This is a genomic window from Kutzneria sp. CA-103260 (assembly GCF_018263855.1).
In the GTDB taxonomy this organism is placed as follows: Bacteria; Actinomycetota; Actinomycetes; order Mycobacteriales; family Pseudonocardiaceae; genus Kutzneria.
Genome location: NZ_CP073318.1, coordinates 3870056 through 3894831 on the forward strand (window position 1 = coordinate 3870056; position 24776 = coordinate 3894831).

At 71.0% G+C, this 24776-nt stretch carries 24 protein-coding genes; 7 read left to right on the forward strand and 17 right to left on the reverse strand.

The window, feature by feature from the left end:
• Positions 1-6: 6 nt before the first annotated feature.
• The 8 genes from JJ691_RS16500 to JJ691_RS16535 form a co-directional block, all read right to left on the reverse strand.
• Positions 7-1815: a hydroxysqualene dehydroxylase gene (locus tag JJ691_RS16500; protein WP_249227978.1), complete on the reverse strand. Its 1809-nt coding sequence runs from the start codon at positions 1813-1815 to the stop codon at positions 7-9.
• A 114-nt stretch (positions 1816-1929) separates the two neighbouring features.
• On the reverse strand, positions 1930-2541 hold the full coding sequence (locus JJ691_RS16505; RefSeq protein WP_211769637.1) for a TetR/AcrR family transcriptional regulator: 612 nt from the start codon (positions 2539-2541) through the stop codon (positions 1930-1932).
• Positions 2542-2570: 29 nt separating this feature from the next.
• Positions 2571-3629 (reverse strand): AraC family transcriptional regulator, encoded by a 1059-nt coding sequence (locus JJ691_RS53055; protein WP_211769638.1) that lies wholly within the window; start codon positions 3627-3629, stop codon positions 2571-2573.
• An 18-nt stretch (positions 3630-3647) separates the two neighbouring features.
• Positions 3648-4841 (reverse strand): cytochrome P450, encoded by a 1194-nt coding sequence (locus JJ691_RS16515; protein ID WP_211769639.1) that lies wholly within the window; start codon positions 4839-4841, stop codon positions 3648-3650.
• Entirely contained in the window at positions 4838-6025 is a 1188-nt protein-coding gene (locus JJ691_RS16520) for an NAD(P)/FAD-dependent oxidoreductase (RefSeq protein ID WP_211769640.1), read from the reverse strand. The genes JJ691_RS16515 and JJ691_RS16520 overlap by 4 nt, the downstream gene beginning before the upstream one ends.
• Positions 6022-6222: a ferredoxin gene (locus JJ691_RS16525; protein WP_211769641.1), complete on the reverse strand. Its 201-nt coding sequence runs from the start codon at positions 6220-6222 to the stop codon at positions 6022-6024. The genes JJ691_RS16520 and JJ691_RS16525 overlap by 4 nt, the downstream gene beginning before the upstream one ends.
• On the reverse strand, positions 6219-6902 hold the full coding sequence (locus tag JJ691_RS16530; RefSeq protein ID WP_211769642.1) for a TetR/AcrR family transcriptional regulator: 684 nt from the start codon (positions 6900-6902) through the stop codon (positions 6219-6221). Before JJ691_RS16530 ends, JJ691_RS16525 begins: the two co-directional genes overlap by 4 nt.
• A gap of 4 nt (positions 6903-6906) precedes the next feature.
• On the reverse strand, positions 6907-8127 hold the full coding sequence (locus JJ691_RS16535) for a cytochrome P450 (RefSeq protein WP_211769643.1): 1221 nt from the start codon (positions 8125-8127) through the stop codon (positions 6907-6909).
• Positions 8128-8235: 108 nt separating this feature from the next.
• On the opposite strand from JJ691_RS16535, the gene JJ691_RS16540 reads away from it, so the two are divergent.
• A complete protein-coding gene (locus JJ691_RS16540; protein ID WP_211769644.1) occupies positions 8236-9645 on the forward strand; it encodes an MFS transporter in 1410 nt (469 codons plus the stop codon).
• Between the two features lie 12 nt (positions 9646-9657).
• On the opposite strand, the gene JJ691_RS16545 is transcribed toward JJ691_RS16540, so the two are convergent.
• On the reverse strand, positions 9658-10278 hold the full coding sequence (locus tag JJ691_RS16545; protein ID WP_211769645.1) for a TetR/AcrR family transcriptional regulator: 621 nt from the start codon (positions 10276-10278) through the stop codon (positions 9658-9660).
• A 138-nt stretch (positions 10279-10416) separates the two neighbouring features.
• Here JJ691_RS16545 and JJ691_RS16550 point away from each other — a divergent pair, with 138 nt between their 5' ends.
• The 3 genes from JJ691_RS16550 to JJ691_RS16560 are packed head-to-tail and all read left to right on the forward strand — an operon-like array spanning position 10417 to position 13772.
• Positions 10417-11208, forward strand: coding sequence for an SDR family NAD(P)-dependent oxidoreductase (locus tag JJ691_RS16550; protein WP_211769646.1), 792 nt, complete (start codon positions 10417-10419; stop codon positions 11206-11208).
• 22 nt (positions 11209-11230) lie between these two features.
• Positions 11231-12766 carry an acyl-CoA synthetase gene (locus JJ691_RS16555; protein ID WP_211769647.1) on the forward strand — a complete coding sequence of 512 codons (1536 nt, stop codon included), beginning with the start codon at positions 11231-11233 and terminating at the stop codon, positions 12764-12766.
• A gap of 13 nt (positions 12767-12779) precedes the next feature.
• On the forward strand, positions 12780-13772 hold the full coding sequence (locus JJ691_RS16560; RefSeq protein ID WP_211769648.1) for an LLM class flavin-dependent oxidoreductase: 993 nt from the start codon (positions 12780-12782) through the stop codon (positions 13770-13772).
• Positions 13773-13779: 7 nt separating this feature from the next.
• Here the strand turns inward: JJ691_RS16560 and JJ691_RS16565 are convergent, their stop codons facing one another.
• Positions 13780-14988, reverse strand: a complete 1209-nt coding sequence (locus JJ691_RS16565; protein ID WP_211769649.1) for an FAD-dependent oxidoreductase — start codon at positions 14986-14988, stop codon at positions 13780-13782.
• A complete protein-coding gene (locus JJ691_RS16570) occupies positions 14985-15476 on the reverse strand; it encodes a nitroreductase/quinone reductase family protein (RefSeq protein WP_249227979.1) in 492 nt (163 codons plus the stop codon). The genes JJ691_RS16565 and JJ691_RS16570 overlap by 4 nt, the downstream gene beginning before the upstream one ends.
• 46 nt (positions 15477-15522) lie before the next feature.
• Here JJ691_RS16570 and JJ691_RS16575 point away from each other — a divergent pair, with 46 nt between their 5' ends.
• The 3 genes from JJ691_RS16575 to JJ691_RS16585 are packed head-to-tail and all read left to right on the forward strand — an operon-like array spanning position 15523 to position 19524.
• Positions 15523-15996, forward strand: coding sequence for a MarR family winged helix-turn-helix transcriptional regulator (locus JJ691_RS16575; protein ID WP_211769650.1), 474 nt, complete (start codon positions 15523-15525; stop codon positions 15994-15996).
• Between the two features lie 25 nt (positions 15997-16021).
• Positions 16022-17758 (forward strand): ABC transporter ATP-binding protein, encoded by a 1737-nt coding sequence (locus JJ691_RS16580; RefSeq protein ID WP_211769651.1) that lies wholly within the window; start codon positions 16022-16024, stop codon positions 17756-17758.
• Positions 17755-19524: an ABC transporter ATP-binding protein gene (locus JJ691_RS16585; RefSeq protein WP_249227980.1), complete on the forward strand. Its 1770-nt coding sequence runs from the start codon at positions 17755-17757 to the stop codon at positions 19522-19524. Before JJ691_RS16580 ends, JJ691_RS16585 begins: the two co-directional genes overlap by 4 nt.
• A gap of 40 nt (positions 19525-19564) precedes the next feature.
• Here the strand turns inward: JJ691_RS16585 and JJ691_RS16590 are convergent, their stop codons facing one another.
• The 6 genes from JJ691_RS16590 to JJ691_RS16615 form a co-directional block, all read right to left on the reverse strand.
• Positions 19565-21070 carry a catalase gene (locus JJ691_RS16590; protein WP_211769652.1) on the reverse strand — a complete coding sequence of 502 codons (1506 nt, stop codon included), beginning with the start codon at positions 21068-21070 and terminating at the stop codon, positions 19565-19567.
• Positions 21071-21096: 26 nt separating this feature from the next.
• A complete protein-coding gene (locus tag JJ691_RS16595; protein ID WP_211769653.1) occupies positions 21097-21648 on the reverse strand; it encodes a type 1 glutamine amidotransferase domain-containing protein in 552 nt (183 codons plus the stop codon).
• Positions 21649-21672: 24 nt separating this feature from the next.
• Positions 21673-21828, reverse strand: coding sequence for a hypothetical protein (locus tag JJ691_RS16600; protein ID WP_249227981.1), 156 nt, complete (start codon positions 21826-21828; stop codon positions 21673-21675).
• Between the two features lie 203 nt (positions 21829-22031).
• Positions 22032-22601: a hypothetical protein gene (locus JJ691_RS16605; protein ID WP_211769655.1), complete on the reverse strand. Its 570-nt coding sequence runs from the start codon at positions 22599-22601 to the stop codon at positions 22032-22034.
• Positions 22598-23968, reverse strand: a complete 1371-nt coding sequence (locus JJ691_RS16610; RefSeq protein WP_249227982.1) for an ABC transporter permease — start codon at positions 23966-23968, stop codon at positions 22598-22600. The genes JJ691_RS16605 and JJ691_RS16610 overlap by 4 nt, the downstream gene beginning before the upstream one ends.
• Positions 23965-24765 (reverse strand): ABC transporter ATP-binding protein, encoded by an 801-nt coding sequence (locus tag JJ691_RS16615; protein ID WP_211769656.1) that lies wholly within the window; start codon positions 24763-24765, stop codon positions 23965-23967. The genes JJ691_RS16610 and JJ691_RS16615 overlap by 4 nt, the downstream gene beginning before the upstream one ends.
• Between the last annotated feature and the right edge of the window lie 11 nt (positions 24766-24776).

Below are 24776 nucleotides of genomic sequence, written 5' to 3' on the forward strand. Positions count from 1 at the left end.
CCTAGGTCAGGGCCAGGTCGGGTCGATGATGTCGAAGGAGTTGGGCAGGTGCAGCGAGTAGCGCACGTCGTCGTCGAGGTAGAGCGGCGCGAACTCGGGCGGCTGGTAGAGCGGGAAGAGCTGCGCGTGCGGCTGCCCGGAGCCGGAGTTGTCGATGATCGCGTTGACGGCCTTGCGGGCGGCTTCGTTCGCGCCCTCCATGGTGGCCAGGTTGATGTCGTTGCGGACGTAGTCGGCGGCCAGGTACAGGTTGGGCAGCGCGGTGACGGCCTCCGGCCGGCTGTCCCACGAGTTCGGGGTGTTGATCAGCAGCGGCTCGTCGTTGGTCACACCGGCGGTGGCCAGCCCGGTGATCGCGGGGTCGATGAAGTAGGAGTGGATGTTGGAGTCGGGCAGCGCGACCGGCCCCAGTGGGATGGAGCGGCGCAGCTGCTCCTTGATCTCGGCGACGATCTCGGTCGGGGTGCAGGCCTTGGCCGGCTTCCCGTACAGCACACCGGGTTTGTCCCAGGCGGACAGGTCGAGCGAGAGGCAGTCCTGGACCGTGCCGTCGCCGTAGGTCGCGGCGAAGTTCTTACGCCAGAACTGGCCCTGGTTGATCGACGTCAGCGCCCACGGCTGCCCGGGGAACGTGACGTGCCCGTTGCTGAGGTTGAGCGGCTGCTTGAGGTACAGCATGATGCCGTTCATCCAGTCGGTGGTCAGCTTGGACAGACCGGCCAGGCCGGGATCGATGGCCAGGATGTCGTTGTTGAGCAACGGAACCGCCCGCTCGACCGGGACGGCCAGCACGTAGTGGTCGGCGTCCACGGTGGCTGTCCCGGTGGCGGTGCTCACCCGGGCGCCGCTGATCTGACGGCCGGCGACCTGCAATTCAGTGAGCGTGGCGCCCATCTGGAAGTCGACGCCGCGGCTGCGCAGGTATGCCAGCCACGGGTCGATCAGCGCATCGTTGGTCGGGGCGTTGAGCACCCGGTCCGGTGTGCCGTAGCCGCCGAGGCCGAGCGTGCTGTACGCCCACGCCTCGGCCATCAGCCCCATCGTGCGCGTGTTGGCCTTGTCCGGCTTGGCCGCCACCAGCGTGCTGGTGAACATGTCGACCAGCAGCTCCTGGTAGTTCTGGGACATCTGTGCCGACTTGACGAAGTCGGCGAAGCTGGTCTTCTCCCACTGGCCGAGCCGGCGCTTGGGGCCGCTGGTGACGAAGACGATGATCTTCTGCAGGAAGTAGGCGACCTCGTTGACCGGCACCAGCGTGCCGACCTGGACCGCGCTCGACAGGAACGTGAGCAGCGACTGCGGGCTGAGCGTGCCGGCGATGCTGCCCTGCGCCGGCAGGCGAATGGTGCTGCCCCGGTAGTAGGCGACCTCCTCGGTCCCGGAGACGAGGTTGTCGCGGGCGGTGCCGCCGCCGGGCAGCGGGATGCGGCTCATCGTGTCCGGCAGGTTCTGGTAGAAGCCGGGGAAGAACCGGAAACCGTGTTCACCCGGTAAGTCGGCGCGGCCGCCGGTGCCCGTGCCGGCGACGGGAATGCTGCGGCACTTGCCGCCCCACGCCTTGCGTTCGTAGACGGTCACCTGGAAACCGCGTTCGATCAGCTCGTGCGCGACGGTCAGGCCGCCCATGCCGCCGCCGAACACCGCGACCCGGCGGCCGGCGGCGGCCGGGCGGGCCGACCGGGACTGGGCCGCGGCCGGCCCGGCTCCGACGCCGGCGCCGATGCCCAGGCCGGCCACGGCCGCGCCGGCCGCCAGCGTGCCCAGGAACTTCCGTCGATCGAGATGGTTGTTCGACGAGTGGACGTCATCCGCCATTGGAGACTCCTCTGCAGGGACGCTAACCGACGTCGGTGTCGGTTACGGTGCTGAGGAGGATGCGGTTCCGCCGACGCGGCGTCAACCCTCGCCGAGGGCGGCGAAACGGGCGTTTCAGCGGCGCGGGCCGAGTCCGTCCCAGAGCAGTCGCATGGCCGCGGCGACCAGTTCGGCGCGGGGCGTCTCGGGTCGACGAGCCCACCACTGGGCCATCCCGTCGAGTCCGGTGATGAGCAACTCGACCATGGCCTCGGCCGCCGGCGAGTCCGGGTCCACGCCCATCCGCCGCAGGTCGTCGGCCAGCAGGGCGGCGACCGCGCGGGTCCTGGACTCCCTGATGCCCCAACGAACGGTCTGGATCTCGACGTCGTCCTCGTCGGTGCGGTCGAACAGCAGCTTCCGAGCGGCCGGGCGGCTCTCGGCGAAGCTGAAGTAGGCGTCGACCGTGGCCCGCATGCGTTCCTCGGGCGACCCGGTGCCGGTGATGCGCCCGCCGACGTGCTCGATCAACGCGGCGTTCTGCTCCTGGAGCACGGCCAGCAGCAGCACCCGCTTGTTGGGGAAGTGGTCGTACAGCACGGACCTGGTCACGCCGGCCGCGGTGGCGATCGCGCCCATGCCGGTCGCGTGGTAGCCGGCGGCGGCCAGGACCTCCAGGGCCGCCTGGACGATCTTCGCCCGCCGCTGCGGCCCCCGCAGGCGCGACCGCCGCTCCGTCCCCGTCATCGCAGCAGCGTAACCGACATTGGTGTCGGTTACGGCGAATTCTTCGAACACGAGCCGGGCGGGACGCCGGTCCATCGCTTGAAGGCGTGTCGGAACGCCGACGTCGCGGCGTAGCCCAGGGCGTCGGCGACGGCTTCGACCGAGTGACCGTCGGCCAGCATACGGCCGGCGAAACCGCCCGCGACCTCGGCGACCAGCGCACCGAACGAGGTCCCCTCGGCCGCCAGGGCCCGCCGCAACGACCGCTCGCTCAGGTTGAGACCGGCGGCGGTCTGCCCCTGAGCCGGCAGCCCCGCGCCGAGTTCCAGATCCCGCCGCAGCCGGTCGCGCACCGCCTCGGCGACGCTCGCCGGCGCCGGCCGTCGCAGCTCGTCCCGGCGCTGTTCGCAGTGCCGGCGGGACAGCTCCGCGGTCCGCGGCTCGGCCTGCGGCAATGGCGTGCCCAGGGTCTTGGCCGGGACGACGCCGCAGGTCACGGGCTGGCCGAAAACCGGGCGTACACCGAGGATCTGCGCGTAGACCGGGGCGTACGCCGGCTCCGGATGGCGGAACTCGAGATGGGAGACGGGCTGACCGGTCCCGACCAGGTCGCGGATGTAGGTGACCACCGCGGCCGTCTCCCGCTCGGCCAGGAACCGTGCGATGTCCGGCGCGATCCCGGTCGGCAGGGCCCGCTCGTCCAGCACGGCGGTCAGCCCGAACCGGCTGCGTTCCACCACGAACGGCACGAACATGAACGTCAGGTCGAGAAACCGCAGGCCGGTCTCGATCGCCTGGCCCAGCGTCGGGCTGCTGATGGCGGCCAGGCCGAGCAGCCCGTACGAGGTCAGGTGGTAGCGCCGGCCGGCCACCAGCCCCAGGCCGGGCACGTGGGCCAGCCCGCGCACGAGGTTGCCGATCAGGGCCAGTTCCTGCCCGGCGTCGATCTCGACGGCCGGGTCGGACAGGTCCGCCGGCCGCAGCCCGGTGCCGCGCAGGCACCGGTCCGCGGGCAGGCCGTGCTCGCGGGCGAGTTGGGTCAGCAGTGCCGCGCTGGTCACGCTCCGGCGGTTGGCCGGAAGTCGCACCGACGTGTCCGCATCGCGCATGCCGCGATTGTCACTCGGTTACCAGGTCACGGGAAGCTCGTAGACCCCGTACACCGAACCGTCGTGCTTGAACGGGATCTCGTCCAGGCCGGCGGCCAGCCGCAGGGTGGGGATGCGGCGATAGAGGGTGCCGTAGACGACCTGCAGCTCGACCCGGGCCAGCGGCTGGCCGAGGCACTGGTGCACGCCGAAGCCGAAGGCCACGTGGTTGCGGGGATTGCGGCGCAGGTCGAGGCGGTCGGGGTCGGCGAAGGTGTCCGGATCCCGGTTGGCGATGTCGTTGGCCAGGATGATGCCCTCGCCGGCGCGGATCAGTTGGCCGGCGATCTCGATGTCGGCCAGGGCCACCCGGCGGCGGCCGTTGTGGGTGATGTTCAGGTACCGCAGCAGTTCCTCGACGGCCGAGGCGACCAGGGCGGGGTCGTCGGAGTCGCGGAGCAGGGCGAGCTGGTCGGGGTGCTCCAGCAGGGCGAGGGTGCCGAGCGCGATCATGTTGGCGGTGGTCTCGTGCCCGGCGATGAGCATGAGCACGCCCATCTGCGCCGCCTCGGACCGGGTCAGCTCGCCGTCGTGGATCCGCTTGGTCAGCCCGGACAGCAGGTCGTCGCCGGGCCGGTCCAGCTTCTCCCCGATCAACTGGTCCAGGTAGCCGGCCAGCTGGCCGGCGGCGGCCGACTTCTGCTCGGGGCTGGTCTCCCGGTTGATCAGCACGTTGCTGTTGTCCTGGAAGAAGTCGTGATCGGTGTAGGGCACGCCGAGCAGGTCGCAGATCACCAGCGACGGCACCGGCAGCGCGAACGCCTGGACCAGGTCGACCGGCTTCGGCCCGGCCAGCATGGCGTCGATCAGGTCGTCCACGATCTTCTGCACGCCCGCCCGCATGGCCTCCACCCGCTTGATGGTGAACGGCCCGGTCACCATCCGGCGCAGCCGGGCGTGCTCGGGGTCGTCCATCAGGATGAAGCTGATGGAGGCGTTGCGGATCGCGGTGGGACTGGGGTAGCCGGGGCGGGTGACGTCGGCGCTGACCCGGGGGTCGGCCAGCACCGCCCGCTGCTCGTCGTAGCGGGTGACCAGCCACGGCGTGCTGTCGTCCCACAGCCGCACCCGGGCCAGCGGGGCCTGCTCCTGCAACGCCTGGATGGTCGGCGGCGGGTCGAACGGGCAGCCGGCCGCCCTGGCCGCCGGGAAGACCGGAATGGTGCTGGTCAAGACTTTCCTCCTACGAGTACGGGCACCGCCACGATGTCCGCCCGGCGCTGGCGGGCCTGCTTGGGCATGTTCCAGCCGAGCACGCCGACGACCTCGCCGTGCCGGCGGTACTCCGCGACGAACCGGCGATCGGCCAGCGATCCGTCCACAATGGACGTCTCCGCATCCGTGGACAGCGTGCCGTGCACGTGGATCCGGGCGTCGAACTGGTTGGTCCAGAAGTACGGGATCGGGGTGTAGGGCCGGTCGGCGCCGAGGATGTTCTCGGCCACGGCGACGGCCTGCTCGGTGGCGTTGGTCCGGTTCTCCAGACGCAGCAACGCGTCGAACGTCTCGTGGTGCCAGCGGGCCACGTCGCCGGCGGCGTAGATCCCGTCCGCCGCACGGCAGCGGGAGTCGCACACCACTCCGTTGTCGCACAGCAAGCCGCTGCCCGACAACCAGTCCGTAGCCGGGGCGGCGCCGAAGGCCACCACGACAACGTCGGCCGGCAGGACATCGCCGTCAGCCAGCTGCACGCCGGCCGCCCGCCCGTCCTGTCCGACCAGCCCGATGGCCGCCAGGCCCAGCCGCAGTTTCACGCCACGCTCGGTGTGCAGCTGGGCCAACAGGTTGGCGGCGAGCGGGCCGAACTGCATCGCCATCGGCGCGGGCTGCGGACCGGTCAGCGTCACGTGTCCACCCATGGCAGACACGGTGGCCGCGATCTCGGAGCCGAGCACGCCGTCCCCGACAACCACCACCCGCACGCCCGGCTTCACGTCCGCGCGCAGGGCCAGCGTGTCGTCGACGGTGCGCAGGACGTGGACACCGGTCAATTGCTCTTGCCCAGCCAGCGTTCGCGGCCGCAGGCCGGTCGCGATCACCACGGCCTCGGCCGTCAGCACGAGCCCGCTGGTCGTGCGCACGGACCGCGCGGCGGCGTCCATCCCGACCGCCGGGTCGCCAAGGATGAAGTTGGCGTCCAATGCGGACAGTGTGTCGAGTTCGCGCAGCTGAGCCCGGGCGGGCTCCCAGTCGCCGGACAGGACCTGTTTGGACAGTGGCGGCCGGTCGTAGGGCAGGTGGGTCTCAGCCCCGAGCACGGTCACCCGGCCGGAATACCCCTTGCGGCGCAGAGCTTCCACGGTCGCGAGTCCGGCGGCCGAGGCGCCGACGACCAGCACGTCGGCGGGCATGCTCACGCGTCCTCGCTCACCGCGATCGCGGCGCCGGGGCAGACGCTCGCGGCCTCGCGGACGACCGCGTGCAGCTCCGCGCTCGGCTGCGAGTCGAGCAGGATCACGATGCCGTCGTCGTCACGCTGGTCGAACACCGCCGGCGCGAGCAGCACGCAGGTGCCGGCGCCGCAGCACTTGTCCTCGTCAACGGTGACCTTCATGGTTGTTTCCTTTCCTTGGAGTGGTTGGTTACCGGCGCCTGCCACAGCCCGATCAGCGCGTCGATCAGGCCGGTCGCGGCCTCGTGCCAGCTGGACCGTGGCGTGGCGGTTCGGTCGGCCAGGGCGCGTTCGCGCTCGGCCATCTGGTGCAGCAACAGCATTCGGGTCATGTCGCCGCGCTCGGCGACCACGGCCGCCGGCAGGTCGGGCAGGCGCCGCCGCAGGCCGTCCACGATCCGCACCATCGCCGGCGAGGACTGGGACTCCTCGGTGACGATCCGCCGGAGCGTGGGATCGGTGACGACCTGTTCGGTGAACCGGGCGTACCAGGTGGGACTGCCCAGCACGGCCAGGTGCTCGGCCATCGGCAGGATCAGGCAGCCGATCCAGTCCCGCAGGTCCGGGCTCTCGCCGACGCCGGCCAGCATCCGCTGGCGGATCTCCTCGACCGCCGCGGAGTGCCGGCGGGCGATGGCCCGCACCAGGTCGGCCTTGGTGCCGAAGTGGTAGCCGACGGCGGTGTTGTTGCCCTGCCCGGCGGCCTCGCTGATCTGCCGGTTGGACACCGCGAGCACCCCGTGTTCGGCGAACAGCCGCTCCGCCGCGGTCACGATCAACTCCTGTGTCGCCCGCGCCCGCCGGTGCCCGCTCACGTCGTGGTCGGCGGCCCTGCCCGTCATCTCGTCACCACCGCACGGGAAGTTCCCGCAGCCCGCCGACGGCGAGGCCCTCGACCCGACGGAGTTCGTCCGGCGTGACGGCCAGCTCCAACGTGGGCAGCTTGCGCAGCAACACTTCCAGCGTCACCTGGAGCTCGGTGCGGGCCAGCGGCTGGCCGAGGCACGCGTGCGCGCCGGCGCCGAAGGCAAGGTGCGGGTTGGGGCTGCGGCTCAGGTCCATCTCGGCGGCGTCGGCGAACGCGTTCTCGTCCCGGTTGGCCGCGGCCATGCTGCACATGGCGGTCGTGCCGCTCGGCAGCACCGTGCCGGCGACCTCGAAGTCCTCGGTGATGTACCGCGACATGCCGACGCCCGCGTTGGCGTCCATCCGCAGCGCCTCCTCCACGGCGGTGCGCACCAGCGCCGGGTCGGCCAGCAGCTGCTCCCAGCGGCCGCGGTCGGCCAGCAGCATCGCGACCATCTTGGCGATCATGTTGGCGGTGGTCTCGTGCCCGGCGATGAGCAGGCCGATGCCGGTGGCGGTGAGCAGCGCGTCGGACCAGTGCTCGCCGGCGGCGTCGGTGTCGGCGATCAGCGCGCTGAGGATGTCCTCCCCCGGCTCCGCCCGCTTGGCCGCGATGTGGCCGCCCATGTACCGGCCGAACTCCAACTGCGCGGCGTCGAACTCCTCCTGGGTGTAGCGGGTCATGCTGAGCATGACGTCGGACCAGTGGGCGAACCGGTCACGGTCGGCGTCCGGCACGCCGAGCATGTCGCAGATCACCCACACCGGCAGCGGAAAGGCCAGCCCGGCCTTGAGATCGGCCGGCGCGCCCTTGGTGGTCATCTCGTCGATCAGCTGCTCGGCCATCGCCGCGATCGCCGGCCGCAGCGCGTTCATCCGCTTGGCGGTGAACCACTTGCCGATCATCCGGCGCCAGTTCAGGTGCCCCTCGCCGTGCTGCGGGATCACGGTGGCCATCTCGCTGTTGAACACGCCGCCGGACTCGGTGTCGGCGACCCGGGCGGCGTTGTCGCCGGGCTTGGGCCGGGTGAAGCGCGGGTCGGTCAGCACGGTCTTGACGTCGTCGTAGCGGGTGATCAGGGCCGCCTCGTCACCGCTGGCCAGGGCGACTCGCCCGACCGGGCACTGGGTGCGGAACTCGGCCCACTGTGCCGGCGGCTCCAGCGCGGTGGGCGTCTCGAACGGGAAGCGCGGCAACTGCTCGGCGTCGCTCCGGGTCATCGCAGAACTCCTTTTCGTGATGCCGTGTGTCACCGATCATGGCCGCGGACTTGTATTAAGTCAAGTGACTGACTTAATCTGCGGCGACATCACCGACCGGAGGTCCCCATGTCCGCAACCCTGGCCGCGCCGCCGCGCACGACCACCCGTCCCAACCTCGTCGTGCTGGTGCTGGCCCTGGGCGGCATCGTGGTTTCGCTGATGCAGACCCTGGTCGTGCCGCTGATCCCGAAGCTGCCCGCACTGCTGGGCGCCACTCCCGCCGACGCCACCTGGGTGATCACCGCGACCCTGCTGGCCAGCGCGGTCGCGACGCCGGTGGTCGGCCGGCTCGGCGACATGTACGGCAAGCGACGGCTGCTGCTGGTCAGCCTGGTGCTGCTGGTCGCGGGCGCGGTCGTCGCCGCGCTCAGCGACACGCTGACGCCGATGATCGTCGGGCGGGCGCTGCAGGGCCTCGCCGCCGGCGTCATCCCGCTCGGGATCAGCATCATGCGCGACGAACTGCCGGCCGACCGGCTCGGCTCCGCGACCGCGACGATGAGCGCCTCGCTGGGCGTCGGCGGCGCGCTCGGCCTGCCGGCGGCGGCGTTCCTGGCCGAGAACACCGACTGGCACGTGCTGTTCTGGACCGCGGCCGGGCTCGGCGTGCTGGTGACCGCGCTGGTGCTGATCTTCGTGCCGGAGTCGAACGTGCAAGCCCGTGGACGGTTCGATTTCGTTGGCGCCGCGGGATTGTCGGTCGCGCTCGTGTGTCTGCTGCTGGCCATCTCCAAGGGGGCGGCCTGGGGTTGGACGAGCGGCGCCACCCTCGGCCTGTTCGGCGTCTCGGCGGCAGTGCTGCTGTTGTGGGGCTGGTGGGAGCTGCGCAGCGGGTCGCCGCTGGTGGACCTGCGCACCACCGCCCGCCGTCAGGTCCTGCTGACCAACCTCACCTCAGCCGTGTTCGCCTTCGCCATGTTCGCGATGCAGTTGGTGCTGCCCCAGATCCTGCAACTGCCGGTGGCCACCGGGCACGGCCTCGGCCAGAGCCTGCTCGTCACCGGTCTCGTGCTCGTGCCCTCCGGGCTCGTCATGCTCATGATCGCCCCGCTGTCCGCGCGCATCACGGCGACCGCCGGGCCCAAGGTCACCCTCATGCTCGGCGTCCTCGTCGTCGCCGCCGGCTACGGCATCGGAGTCGTCCTCATGTCGGCCGTCTGGCAGCTCCTGCTGGTGTCGGCCGTGATCGGCGCCGGCATCGGCCTCGCCTACGGCGCCATGCCCGCCCTGATCATGGGTGCCGTGCCGGTGTCCGAAACCGCCGCCGCCAACAGCCTCAACACCCTGATGCGCGCCATCGGCACCTCGGTCTCCAGCGCCGTCGCCGGGGCGATCCTCGCCCAACTGATCGTGCCGTTCGGTCCCTCGGCCGTTCCCTCCGAGACCGCCTTCCGCCTGATCATGGCGCTCGGCTGCGCGACCGCGCTCACCGCCCTGGCCATCGCCGCGTTCATCCCCGGGGCGGCAAAGCGCTAGGCACCCAGTTGATCAGGGGGCCGGGAACAGTTGGGGCAGCAGGGTTCGGACGCCGGCGCGTAGGTCGGCGAGGGCGTCGGGGGCGCCGGCGAGGTGCCGGATCAGGGCCTGCTCGAAGAGGCCGTCGAACAGGGCGTAGGCCAGCGACGGCGAGCAGACAGGGGTGCGGCCGGACAGCTCGGCGTAGGCGGTCACCACGCGCCAGATCATGTCCTGGAGGCTGGTGTCGATCTCGGCGACCTCGGGCCGCAGAGCCTCCTCGAACATCGACTGGGCACGCAGGTCGTACCAGAGCCGGTGCAGGGCGGCGTCCTCGGTCAGCGTGGCGGCCAGCCCGTCGCCGCAGGCCGCGGCCAGCTCCTCGGGGTTGCCGGCGCCCGCGACGATGCCGTCGTAGCGCAGCACGCAGGCGGTCTTGAACTGACGCACGCAGTAGGTGATCAGCTCGGCCTTGTCGGCGAAGTAGTAGTGCAGAACGCCATGGGAGAACGTGGTGTTCTGCGCGATCGTGCGCAGGCTGGTCCGCGCGTAGCCGAGCTCGGCCAGGGTCAGCAGCGTCGCGTCGGCCAGCTCGCGGCGGCGGTCCTCGAACTTGTCGACCGGACGTCTGGACCGGGTTCGTGAACTGCTCACCCCAGCACTGTAACCGGTCCCACGCCGCCGCGGGGATCGTCTTGACAGTCGTCCAGGAAAATCTTGACAACTGGCCAAATTATGCCACAGGGTTGTGACCGGGCACACACGAACGCCGAGCGGAAGTGAGGGACGACGATGTCTCAGGCAGAGCTGACCGGCCGGATCGCCCTGGTCACCGGGGGTGCGCGCGGACTGGGCGCGGCCATGGCGCAGGCGCTGACCACCGCCGGCGCACGGGTGGTGGTGGCCGACATCCTCAAGGACGTGGGCGAGCAGACGGCCAGTTCGCTGGCCGGTGGCGAGTTCGTCGAGCTGGACGTGACCGACGACGCCGCGTGGGAGACGGCGATGGCGCACACCGTGTCCACCATGGGCGGGCTGGACATCGTGGTGAACAACGCCGGGCTGGAGGTCACCTCGCTGATCGCCGACGCCGAACCCGACGACCACCGGCGGATGTTCGAGGTGAACCTGCTCGGCACGCTGCTGGGCATCAAGCACGCGTTCCGCGCGATGCGCCCCGGCGGCCCGGCCGGCCAGGGCGGCGTGGTGATCAACATCGCCTCGGTCGCGGCCACCATCGCCTTCCCGGCCATCGCCGGCTACTCGGCCACCAAGTCCGGCATCGACCGGCTGACCCGGATCGCGGCCGCGGAGTCCGGCAAGCTGGGCTACGGCGTGCGGGTCAACTGTGTCTACCCCGGCCTGTGCCCCACCGACATGGGCATGAAGCTGGCCGTGGAGACCGCAGCGCTCGGCCTGTTCCAGGACCCGCAGGACGCGGTGAACCAGGTCGTCGCACTCACCCCGTCCGGCCGGCTGGCCGAACCCTCCGACATCGCCGACGCCGTGACCTTCCTGGCCTCGGACCGGGCCCGCTTCGTCAACGGCGTCGGGCTGCCGGTCGACGGCGGCATGGGCATGTGACGCACCGCCCGGGGTGACGACGATGTCCCTGACCTTCTATCTCGACAAGGGCGCCTCGCTCGACCCACAGGCCCCCTGCCTGACTCTGGACGGCGAGTCCCGCTCCTACGCCGAGGTCGTCGACCTCTCCCACGCCGTCGCCCGGGCGCTGCGCCGCTCCGGAGTGGCGCCGGGCGACAAGGTCGGCGTCCTGTCGGCCAACGACCCGACCGCGTTCAGCTGCGTGTTCGGCATCGCCCGGGCCGGCGCGGTGTGGTGCCCGATCAACCCCCGCAACGCGGCCGGGGAGAACGCCGAACTGCTGGACCTGTTCGACTGCGTCGCGCTGGTCTTCCAACCCGCGTTCGACGACCTGGTCGCGCAGATCGCACCGCGGCTGCCCAAGCTGACCACCCTGGTCCGGCTGGGCGAGGGCGACGACCTCGCGGTCGGGTTCGCCGAGTGGCTGGCCGCAGCTCGGGACGACCCGTCGGCCGAGGCCGCGCCGCCCGGGGACGTGGTCGCCCTGGTCGGCACGGGTGGAACCACCGGCCGTCCCAAGGGCGTCATGCTCACCGACCGCAACATCGAGGCGATGTCGGCGATCACGCTGATGAGCTACCCGTTCCCGGGGCGACCGGTGTACCTGGCCCTGGCCCCGCTGACCCACGCCGCCGGTGTGCTGTGTTTCCCGGTGCTGGCCCGTGGCGGCGAGGTCGTGATCATGGCCAAGCCGGACGTCGGCCGCTTCCTGGAGCTGATCGAGCGGCACCGGGTGACCCACACGTTCCTGCCGCCGACGCTGATCTACATGGTGCTCGCGCACCCGGCGCTGAAGGACACGGATCTCTCGTCGCTGCGGTGCTTCTGGTACGGCGCGGCGCCGATGTCGGCGGCCCGGCTGGCCGAGGCGCTGGACCGGATCGGCCCGATGGCCCAGCTGTTCGGGCAGTCCGAGGCGCCGATGATGATCTCCACGATGGCGCCGGCCGAACACCGGAACCCGGACGGCACCGTCAATCCCGACCGGCTCTCCAGCGCCGGCCGGCCGTCGCCGCTGGTCACGGTGGCGATCCTGGACCCGGCCGGAAAGTCGGTTCCCACCGGGGAACGCGGCGAGATCTGCGTGCGCGGCTCCCTGGTGATGGCCGGCTACTACCGCAACCCGGAGGCCACGGCCGAGGTGTCCGCGCACGGCTGGCACCACACCGGCGACATCGGCTTCCTCGACCCCGACGGCTATCTGCACATCGTCGACCGGGCCAAGGACATGGTGATCACCGGCGGCTTCAACGTCTATTCGGCCGAGGTCGAGCAGGCCCTGATGGCCCACGACGCCGTGCGCGACTGCGCCGTGGTCGGCCTGCCCGACGACAAGTGGGGCGAGCGGGTCACCGCCGTGCTCCAACTCCAGCCCGGCGCCGAGCTCGACCCGGCCGAGCTGATCGCGTTCGTCAAGGAGCGGATCGGCGGCGTCAAGGCGCCCAAGCAGATCGAGGTCTGGCCGGACCTGCCCCGCTCCAGCGTCGGCAAGGTCCTCAAGACCGAGATCCGCGCCACCCTCACCACCAGCCGCTAGGAGGCCGCAGACCATGAAGCTCGCCCTCTACCTGCCGAATTTCCGCGACAAGGTGACCGTCGGAGAGCTCGGCGACCTCGCCGGCCTGGCCGAGGAGCTCGACTTCGACTCCGTGTGGACGCTGGACCGGATCATCGTGCCGGAGGTGTCCGACCGCGGGGAGATGCAGTATTCCTTCGGCATGATCGACGGGTTCCCCAAGGGCCTACCGGTGTCCTCGCGGGGCGAGTTCCTCCAGGGCATGCCGCTGATCCCGTGGCTGGCGGCGAGGACGTCGAAGGTGCGGATCGGCATGAGCATCATCGACACGCCCTATCGCGCGCCCGGGGTGCTAGCCGCCGAACTGGCCACCATCGACCACCTATCCAACGGCCGGCTCAACGTGGCCGTCGGGTCCGGCTGGATGCCCGAGGAGTTCGCCGCGGCCAGCGCCGCGCACATCTTTCCCAAGCGGCACAAGCATGTCCGCGAGACGCTGGAGATCATGCAGGGCATCTGGACCAACGAGCTGTTCGAGTACCACGGCGAGTTCGCCGACTTCGGCCCGAGCGGCTTCGGCGCGAAGCCGGTGCAGCAGCCGCATCCGCCGATCTTCTTCAGCGGTCTCAAGGACCCGAAGCGCTCGGCCAGCCGCATCGCCAAGTACGGCCTGTCCGGCTGGATCGGCATCCAGGACTCGCCGGAGGACATCCGCACCTGGCGCGCGGAGATCGCCCGCGAACTCGGTGAGCTGGACACCTCCCGCTCGATCGACGACCTGGAGATCTGCAGCATGATCTGGTTCGTCATCACCGACGTGGAGCTGGACCAGTCCCCGATGGGCAAGGGCACCAACCTGTTGGCCGGCACGGCCGCGCAGATCACCGACATGCTCAAGCGCTACCGGGACGCCGGCCTGACGATGCCCTTCCTGTGGCCGCCGTTCCAGGACGTGCCGGTGGCCAAGACGCTCGACGACCTCAAGCGCCTCAGGGAGGAGATCATGCCCAAGGTCGAGGCCGACTGATCCCGGTTCACCGCAAGCTGTTGAGCCGCGGTGGGAACGGGCCGTAGGCGTTGGCCTTCGCCGCCCTGGCCCGCATCCCGGGGATCGCGGTGATCACCTTGAGCAGGGCCGGCGGCGCGACCGGCCGACCGGTGTGCCGGGCATGGGCCGCGCGCTGTTCGATCTGGACCTGTTGGGCCTGCACGCTTCGGATGGCGGGCTCACGCTCGTCCTGCACGGCCTGGAGCACCGCGTCAGAGACACCGGACCCGAGCAGCGCGGGCGCGAGGTGATTGGCGGCGGCCACGGCATCCTGGACGGCCATCAGGATGCCGTTGCCGCCGACCGGGGAGATCACGTGCGCGGCGTCGCCGATCAGCAGCAGGCCGGGCCGCCACCAGGTGTCCACGCGGGAGATGTCCACCGACAGCAGCGTTGTCTGGGCGAAATCCGTGAGCAGGTGGGTGCGGTCGGCCAGCCACGGGACATGCCGGTCGACGAACTCCCGGATCGGGGCGACCCCGGCCGCACGGGCGGCCGGATAGCCGCCCTTGGGCAGGCTGTACCCGACCTGCCAACCCTGGGGACCGGCGAGCAGGCCGACGTAGTGGTCACGGCCGAAGAACAGGTCGACATCGGCGTCGGGCGGGTCGGTTTCGTGCTGGGGCAACCGAAACCACAGCAGGTCGCTGGTCGCGCCGAGGGACCGCGCGGGCAGGTCGGCCAGGCGGCGCAGCTTGGAGAACCGCCCGTCACTGCCCACCACCACTGCCGCACGCAGCTCATGGGTGTCGTGCTCGTCCCGGTAGCGCACGCCGACCACCCGATCGCCCTCGCGCACCAGGTCGGAGACCTTGGCGCCAAGGAGAAGCCGACACCCGGGCAGTGCGGCGAAGCGCGCGGCCAGGAAGTCCAGGAATCGTGCCTGCGGCATGAGGGCGACGTAGTTGAACGCGTTGCGCAGTCGCCCGTAGTCCGCTGTGGTCAGCGATCCGGCCGGCGTGTGGAACCGGAAGTAGCGCGCCTTGTGGTGCGGCAACGCCAGCAATCCGACGGCCAGGCCGAGTTGGTCGAGCAGTTCGAGGGTGTAGGGGTGCAGCGAGTCGCCGCGGAAGTCGCGGTCGAAGTCACGGCGCGCCTCCAGCAGCGTCACCGGCACGCCGGCCCGTCCCAGCAGGTAGGCCAGCATGACCCCGCCGGGCCCGCCGCCGGCAACCACGCAGCCGCGACCGGTCATCGCCCGTCGCCGTTCGTCGGGTCCAGGCGGAACACCGCGATCGTGTCCAGGTGCGCGAGGATCTGTTCGCGCGTCGAGTCCGGTGCCACCGGGAACGCCCGCACCGCCCACGGCACGCGCATCGTCGACAGGTACGTGCCGATCGCCGCGGCTGCCTCGGGTCCGGTCACCGGCACGGCGATCTGCGGCTGCGGCCCGTCGAGGGTGACCAGGGCGCAGCGAGGCTCGGCGGCCAGGTTACGCACCCAGTCACGGCCACGATCCGGTGAGACCAGGTAGTGGCACCCCTCGACCTGGGTCACGCCCAGCGGCGTTCGCCGTGGCTGGCCACTGGCCCGGCCGCTGCTCTCCAGCACCCGCACCGCGTGCTGCCCCTCCGCCAACGGCTGCGGCTGCTCGGCCAGCAACTGCGCGACCATGCGCGCGTTGATCGCCCGGATCTCGTCCAGGCTCGGGCCGTCCGCCATGTCACTAGAACTTCTAGCCATGTCCGGCACCGTACACCTAGCTAGGATTCCTAGCTACCATCGAGGCATGTCCGACGATCACGTGGCCGGGCGGGAGATCAACCTCGCGCTGCGCCGGATTCTGCAGGCCGGCCGGGAGATGCAGGCCGCGCTGGCCAGACGGCTCGGGGTCCGGGTGACCGACGTGCAGGCGGTCGACCACGTGGTCTCCAGCGCCGACCCGCTCGGCCCGGTCGAACTGGGCACCCGGCTGGGCATCCGCTCGGCGTCCGCGACCGTCCTGGTCGACCGGCTGGTCGCGGCCGGCCATCTCACCCGCACCCCCGATCCGCGGGACGGCCGACGGATCGCGCTCCAGGCCACCGACCATGCGCGGAAGGAAGTCAGAGCCGCCCTGACACCGCTGGTGGACCGCGTCGAGGAGATCGCCGGACAACTCGACGACGACCAGGTGCGAACAGTGCTCGGCTTCCTGGACTCGGTCATCGAGGCGATGCACGACTACGCCGTCGACGAACGTTCCGAACGACCGTCGGAGTGAGGGCATGGCCTCATAGGCTGGCGTGGTGCCGGAGAACGACGCGTCAGCGGTCGGGGGCTGGGTCGCTCCCGGGCCCCGTGACCTGAGCAGTCCCGCCCGTTTCCTCTGGTGGCTCGTCCGCTCGCAGCCGCGGCGCATCGCGGTCGGCGCGGCCCTGGGCAGCTTGTGGATGATCGGCCTGACCGTGCCCCCCTGGGTGCTGTCCCATGTGGTTGACGACGGACTCGTCGCGGGCGACACCACGGCGCTGGTCGGCTGGTCCATGACACTGCTGGCGGTGGGTGTGCTCAACGCCGTCCTGGCGATCTCCCGGCACCGCACCATGACGAAGATCCGCATGGACGCGTCGTTCCGGACGGTGCGCGCGGTCGTGCGGCACACGGCACGGCTGGGCGCCAGCCTGTCCAAGCGCGTCGGCGCCGGCGAGGTCGTCACGATCGGCATCGCCGACGTGCAGATCGTCGCCCGGTCCATGACGGTGACCGGACCGGGATTCGGCGCCGTCGTGGCTTACGCCGCGGTAGCCGTGGTGCTGTCCACCATCTCGCCGGTGCTGGCCCTGATCGTGCTGGCCGGTGTCCCGCTGCTGGCCGTCTCCATCGGACCGCTGCTGCGGCGCATCGAGCGCACCGGCACCGACTACCGCGCGCACCAGGGGAGGCTGACGACGCGGCTGGTGGATGTCCTCAGTGGACTACGCGTGCTCAATGGCCTCGGTGGCAAGCAGATCGCGGCCGAGCGCTACGGGCGGCAGTCACGGGAGCTGGTGGTGCGCGGCTACCAGGTCGGCAGCCCGGCGAGTTGGGTGACGTCGCTGGCAGGCGGGCTGCCCGCGCTGTTCCTGGCCGCGGTGGTGTGGCTGTCGGCACGGATGGCCGCACAGGGCGAGATCACCGTCGGCGACCTGGTCGCGGTGTACGGCTATGTCGCCATGTTGGTCGTGCCCGTGTCGGCCTTCATCGAGGGCGGCGGCGACATCACCAGCGCGCTGGTCGCCGCGCGGCGCATCATCACCCTGCTCGCCCTGCGGCCCGAACACGACGGTTTCGGCGCGCCGGTCGAACCGCCGAGCGGGCAGGGCCCGCTGGCCGACCCGGTCTCAGGCGTCCTGGTGCGCCCGGGACTGCTCACGGCACTGGTGAGCGCACGCCCCAAGGAAGCAATCGCCGTGGTGGACCGGCTCGGCCGGTTCACCGACACCGACGCCACCTGGGCGGACGTCCGTGTGGACGCGGTGGCGCCGGACCAGTTGCGGGAACGGCTGCTCGTGGCCGACACCAATGCCGAGCTGTTCGCGGGCACGGTGCGGGACACCGTCGCGGGCCGGCACGCCCCTGACGACAACAGGATCCACGCGGCTGTGCGGGTAGCCGTGGCCGAGGACATCGTCGACGCGCTGCCGGGCCACCTCGACGCGCCGGTCGCCCCGGGCGGCAGCACGCTGTCCGGCGGCCAACGACAGCGGCTTCGCCTGGCGCGCGCCGTCTACGCCCGACCGGATGTGCTGTTGGCCGTGGAACCGACCTCGGCGGTCGACGCGAACACCGAGGCCGTCATCGTCGACCGGCTGCGCGCCGCGCGGCGCGGCCTCACCACGGTGATCACGACGACCTCGCCGCTGCTGCTGGATCAAGCCGACGAGGTCGTGTTCCTCGCCGACGGTCGCGTGGCGGCGGCTGGCACCCACGAACAGCTGCTGCGCGACAACCGCGCTTATCGCGACCTGGTGTCGCGCACCCAGGAAGGGACGGTGCAAGCGTGAGCGCGACGCTGCCCGCGGCCGGCACGGCGCGGGTGCGCGCCGCGATGTGGCGCGACGTGCGCGCCGAACGCGGCGCAGTCGCGGGACTGTTGCTGCTCAACGGCCTCGCTTCCGCCGCTGGGCTGGTCGCGCCGTGGCTGCTCGGCCAGATAGTCGACACGGTCCGGTTGGGCCGTGGGGACGCGGTGAGCGTCGTGGACCGGCTGGCTCTGGGCGTGCTGGTGTTCACCGTCGTGCAGACGCTGCTTGCCCGGTGGGCGTTCGCGGTGGGGTACCGGTTCGGCGAACGGACCGCGAGCCGGATCCGTGAGCGGTTCCTGGGGCGTGCCCTCGCGCTGCCCCCGTCGGTCGCCGAGCACGTGCCCGCGGGCGACCTGATCGCCCGCGGCAGCTCAGACGCCTCGATGGTGGCCGGGACGCTGCGCCGCGCCATGCCCGAGGTGCTCATCGCCATCGTCCAGGCGCTGTTCCTGATCGCCGCGGTGCTGGTGCTGGACCCGCGGCTCGGGCTGTGCGGACTGCTGTGCCTGATCGGTGTCGCAGCCGCGCTGCGCTGGTACCTGCGGCGGGCCCGGCCGGCCTATCTCGCCGAGGCGGCCGCCGGCGCGCGGCTGGCCGACGTGGTCACCAGCACAGCCAAGGGCGCCCGCACGATCGAGGCACTGGCGTTGGCGGCCCGGCGGGCCGACGCCGCGGAAACCGTGATCGCCGGGGCGCGGGCAGCCCGCCTGCGGACGCTCTGGCTGCGCACGGTGCTGTTCCCATCGCTGGACGTCTCCGCCACGTTGCCCGTGGTCGGCGTTCTGCTGGTGGGTGGGGGTTTGGCGGTGGGCGGTCTGGTCAGCGTCGGCACGGTGGTGGCGGCGACGGTGTACCTGCGGCAACTGATGGGTCCGCTCGACACACTGACGCTGTGGGTGGAGCAGTTGCAAGCCGCCACGGCGTCCTACGCACGGGTCGAGGGACTGGCCGAGGTGCCGCTCGAACAGCCCCGGTCGGCGGCCGAACCCGAGGATGACCGCATCGAGGTGCGCGGCCTCCACTTCGCCTACGACGGCGGTCGAGACGCGCTCAGCGGCGTCGACCTGGTGGTGCGGGCCGGTGAGCGGCTGGCGGTCGTCGGCGCCTCCGGGGCCGGCAAGTCCACCCTCGCCCGCTTGCTGGCGGGCCTCGACCGGCCACGGGCCGGGTCGGTGACCGTGGGCGGGGTGCCCGTGGCGGACCTGCCGCCGGACCGGCTGCGGGAGCAGGTGGTGCTGGTGACCCAGGACCACCACGTCTTCCAGGACACGATCCGGGACAACCTGCTGATGGTGAAGCCGGCTGCCAGCGATCAGGAGCTGCGCACGGCGCTGGCCGTGGTCGGCGCGCACTGGGTGGCCGAGTTGCCGGCGGGACTGGCCACGGAGATCACCGCGGACGGCCAACTCGACAGCGCCCGCGCCCAGCAGCTGTCGCTGGCGCGCGTCGTGCTGGCCGACCCTCACACGCTGATCCTGGACGAGGCCACGGCGCTGCTCGACCCGACGACGGCACGGGAGGCGGAGCAGGCCCTCGCGGCCGTGCTGCGAGGGCGCACGGTCATCGCGATCGCCCACCGGTTGCAGACCGCGCATGACGCGGACCGCGTAGCGGTGCTCGACGCCGGCCGACTGATCGAGATCGGCACTCACGACGACCTCGTCGCCGCCGGCGGCGTCTACGGCAAGCTGTGGCGCTCGTGGCACGGTGATCACGATGACCGGGCCGGGAAGGCAGTGACGTGACAGCAGGATGACGGGCGTTGTCACTGCCTCGCGACGGTCGTCACGCCTTGGCCCGCATGCCGCGGCGGGCCGGCTGCGGGTCCTTGTCGTGTTGCTTGGCGCGCACGGCCTGCTCGACACGATCGCCGATGTTCTTGTCGACGTTGTGCCAGTACTCGAAGGCCCGCTTCAGCACGGGCTCGCTGACGCCGTTGAGCAGATGGCCGGCCACGTTGTCCACCAGGCGCGTGCGGGCCTCGTCGTCCATCACGTCGCGGACCAGGGTGCCGGGCTGGCCCCAGTCGTCGTCCTCGGCGTGCGAGACGTACGCGGACCTGGTGATCCGGCCGTCGACCGACCAGCTCGGCGGACTGCCGACGCGGTCGGCGTCGGCCACCGGGCCCCCCTTGGAATTGGGCGCGTACACCGGATCGGTGGTCTTGCGGTACGCCATCGCGCCGTCCTTGGCGTACGTGTGCACGGGCACGATCGGCGCGTTCACCGGCAACTGCTGGTAGTTGGCGCCGACACGGTGCCGGTGCGCGTCGGCGTAGGAGAACAGCCGGGCCAGCAGCATCCGGTCCGGGCTGGGGCCGATGCCGGGAACCAGGTTGTTGGGCTGGAACGCGGCCTGCTCGATCTCGGCGTGGTTGTCGGTGGGGTTGCGGTCCAGGGTCATCCGGCCGACCTCGATCAGCGGATAGTCGCGGTGCGGCCACACCTTGGTCAGGTCGAACGGGTTGAACCGGTAGCCCGCCGCGTCCTCGTACGGCATCACCTGCACGTACAGCGTCCAGCTCGGGAAGTCGCCGGCGGCGATGTGCTCGAACAGGTCCCGGATGTGGTAGTCGGTGTCCACCGCGGCCATCTGGTCGGCCTCGTGCTGGGTGAGGAACTCCACGCCCTGGTCGGTCTTGAAGGTGTACTTCACCCAGAACCGCTCGCCGGCGGCGTTGACCCACATGTAGGTGTGGGAGGTGTAGCCGTTCATGTGCCGCCAGGTCCGCGGCACGCCCCGGTCCCCCATCAACCACGTCACCTGGTGCGCCGACTCCGGCGACAGCGTCCAGAAGTCCCACTGCATGTCGTGGTCGCGCAGGTTGTTGTCGGCCCGCCGCTTCTGCGACCGGATGAAGTGCTGGAACTTCATCGGGTCCTTGATGAAGAAGACCGGCGTGTTGTTGCCGACCATGTCGTAGTTGCCCTCGGAGGTGTAGAACTTCAGCGCGAAGCCGCGGGGGTCGCGCCAGGTGTCGGGGCTGCCGCGCTCGCCGGCGACGGTCGAGAACCGCGCCACCAGCTCCGTCGTCGCGCCCGGCTGGAACAGCGCGGCCCGTGTGTACCGGCTGACGTCGTTGGTCACCTCGAACCGGCCGAAGGCCCCGCTGCCCTTGGCGTGCGGCTGCCGCTCCGGGATCCGCTCCCGGTTGAACTGCGCCATCTGCTCGATCAGGTAGGCGTCCTGGAGCAGAACCGGCCCGCCCGGCCCGGCCGTGAGTGAGTGCTCGTCACTTTCGACCGGAATGCCGGCGTCGGTCGTCGTGAACGGCCGCGTCGTGTCGGCCATGTTCGTCCTCCCGTTCCGTCCGTCGCTCATGGCTTCGCCGCGGCGAATTCGTGCACCAGAGCCGCGCAGAACGCCGGCAGGTCGTTCGGGTTGCGGCTGGTGACCAGGCCGTCGTCGATGACAACTTCCTTGTCCACCACCGCGCCGCCGGCGTTGCGAATGTCGGTGCGCACGCTCGGATAGGACGTCAGCGTCCGGCCGCGCACCACGTCCGCCTCCACCAGCAGCCACGGGCCGTGGCAGATCGCCGCCACCGGCTTGCCCTCCTCGAAGAAGTCCTGCACCAGCTCCACCGCCCGGCGGTTCTGCCGCAACTGGTCCGGATTCGTGGTGCCGCCGGGCAGGATCAGCGCGTCGAAGTCGTGCGCCGAGGCCGTGTCCACGACCAGGTCCACCGGGAACGTGTCGGACTTGTTCACGTCAGCTTTCATCGCCTGGATCTCGCCCTCGTCGAGCGACACCAGCTTCGTCGTGCCGCCGGCCCGCTCCACCGCGGCCTTCGGCTCCTCCAGTTCCACCTGCTCGACGCCGTGCGTGGCCAGGATCGCGACCGTGCGGCCGCGCAACTGCTCGGACATCACTGCCTCTCTCGGATTGTCGCGTCAGAACCAGTGGGCGCGGCCGCCGACCAGGTGCCCGTAGCTGCCGAGAAACGCCAGCACCACACCGATTGCGGCGACGAACACGCCGATCGCCCACAGCACGGGAATGCTGAGCGCGAAGCCGATGATCAGCAGCACGAGACCGGTGATGACCATGGTGTCTCCTTCCCTACGTGGCTCACGACGCGTGGCTCGCGACGCCGAGTGCACGGGCCGCTCCCCCATGGGCTACCCGGCACACTCGCGGTCACACCGGCGTTTTCCTGGAACGCTCACGGGTACGCATGCAAGCAACCGGTATGTGAGGGATGCACTGGCACGGGAGTGGCAGGTGGAGAGGGCAGCCGCAAGTGACCGGGTTATTTCCGTCCGCCGGACCACGTGTAGGCCACGAGCCCGACCATCGCGGCCACCATGGCCGTCCAGTTCGCCGGCGCTGAGTCGCCGGGCTGGAGCATCCAGGCCACGACCTGGGTCCGGACCGGTGGATCCGCCGACTCCGGGACGACAACCGCCACCGCGAACCAGAACAGCGGCAGGGTCCAGCCGAAGTGGCCGCCGGCGAGGGTGGCGGCGAGCCCGGCCAGGCCGAGCACGCCGGCGCTGTTGCGCACCACCAGCCAGGTGTCGACCGGGGAGCCGCCCAACTGCTGGGCGGCCAGCACTAGGACGCCGGTGACCACCCCGATCAGCAACAGATGCGCCAGCCGACGGACCGGCCACCGGATGGCGGCGGTCCGGTCCAGGTCGACGTCCTGGCCGCTGAGCCCGATCGCGGCGATCGCGACCCCGCCCGTGATCGCCAGCGACGCGGGCAGCACCGACCAGGAGTTCCGGTACAGGAGCCATACCCCGACGACGACCGCCACCAGTCCGGCGGCCGCGACGGGCACCTGCCGCGACCGCGCGTAGAGCACGGCCCACCTCACCGGCCATCTCCCGGCAGCAGCGCGTCGAGCGGGTTGCCCTGGCAGGTGAGGAAGACCTGGCGCATCGCGATGATCCGCGTCCGCTGGACGTCCGCCGGCAGCGCATGGAACTTCGCCCACATGGCCTGGGCCGCACCGAGATCGCGATCGGGGCCGAGGTCGAACCAGTAGTCGCCGGGCAGCAGCGAGAAGTCGCCGGTGAAGTACGCCGCCGAGATCATCCGGGCCAGGGTTGCCGGCGGACGCACCTCGTAGTACGGCGTGCAGACCGGTGTGCCCGCGCCGGCGAGCAGGAAGCGACGCAGACCATCCGCGCTGACCGTCGCGAGTTCGCTGTGCGTCTGGATGTCCGCGTACACCACAGCAGGGTCACGGTCCGGCACCATCGTCGCCGTGGACTCCTCGATCCGGGTCGGAGCATTGGGCAGCGTGCCGAGCTTGGCCAGTACATCCTTGCCCACAGCGGAAAACGTCGCCAGCTGGGCCTGGTGCACCTGGGCCACACAGACCGGACCATCACAGACCTGTTGCGCGGCAACGGTGTCCGTGGTCAGGGCGTCGGCGGCGGTCGCCGGGAGCAGCGGCAGCGCGACCGCCACGCCGGCCACCACCGGCAGCAGGCCGAGCAGCTTGGCCCGCACGGACCTGGCCGCCAGCAACAGGAAACCCGTCGCGGCCAGACCGATGAGCCAGGCCGCCTGCCCGAGGTCGACCGAGGCGGTCAGGGTCGTGAACACGCTGCGTGGCTCGGCGAACGCCGGTCCCAGCAGCGCGAGCCTCGGGGGCACGACTGTGCCCAATGGCGAACTGATGCCGTTCTCCGTCGCCGCCCAGCACATCAGCGAGAGCACGAAGCCCACCACAGCGAGCGCGGGCGCGGTCAACGGATGTGGCAGCAGCCGGCCGACCGCGAGACCGATCGACGCCCCGGCGACCACCACCAGCACGCTGACCACAAGCACCGGCACGAAGCTCCACGAGAAGAACCCGCCGTACGAGGCCACTTCGGCCGCGCCGGCCAGGAACACCACCAGGATTCCCAGCGCCACCAGCAGACCGACCGCGCCGGCCAGCTTCGCCGCACGCTGCCACCCCGGCCGCGACGTCGTCGAGAACAGCTCCGTCACGCCGGAGCGGCCGTCTCGCATGCCCTGGATCACGCCCAGGCCGAGCACGATCGGCCACAGGAACATCATCATGGACCGCAGCCACAGCACGGTGGTCGTGGTCTGTCCGTACCACGGCGCCGGCTCCTTCCACCACGGCCCCGACATCAGGAACAGATAACCCAGCGCCACCACGGCGATCGCGAGCCCTGCCCAGGGCGCGACGGAGCGGCGCAGTTCGATGCGGAAGATCCTCGTCACCAGTTCGCCCTGTCTGCTTGGTGGTTGAGCAGCGCGGTGTAGCCACGCTCGATGGGGCTGTCGCCGACGTGCTCGGGCGTGCCGGCCGCGGCCAGCTCCGCCGGGGTGCCCTGGAACACCAGCCGGCCCTGGTCGAACAGCACCACGTCCGAGCAGGCCGTGGCAACGTCCTCGACCAGGTGCGTGGAGATCAGCACGCACGAGTCCTGGCCCAGCTGCTGCATCAGTTCCCGGAACCGCACCCGCTGCGCCGGGTCCAGCCCGACCGTCGGCTCGTCCAGCAGCAGCACCTCCGGGTCGTTGACGATGGCCTGCGCGATGCCGACCCGGCGGACCATGCCGCCAGACAGCGTCTTCATCTGGTCGTCGGCCCGATCGGCCAGCCCGACCCGCTCGATCGCCCGCTGCACCGCGCCCGGGATGTCCCGCTTGGGCATCTCCCGCAGCCAGGCCAGGTACTCCACGAACTCCCGCACGGTGAACCGCTTGTAGTAGCCGAAGTTCTGCGGCAGGTAGCCGATCCGGCGGCGCAGCGCCCGCTGGTCGCCGTGTCCGGCCGGGGTGCCCAGCAGCGACAGGCTGCCCTCGGTCGGCCGCAGCACGGTGGCCATCGTCCTGATCAGCGTGGACTTGCCGGCCCCGTTCGGGCCGAGCAGGCCGTGCACTCCCCGGCCCAGCGTCAGGTCCAGGCCGTTCACGGCCATTCGCTTGCGTCCCACCAACACCTTCAGCCCGGTCGCCTGGATCTCCCAGGCGTAGGTGTCGGGTGCGAGATCGACCGCTCCCAGAGCACGCATGCTCTTGTCTC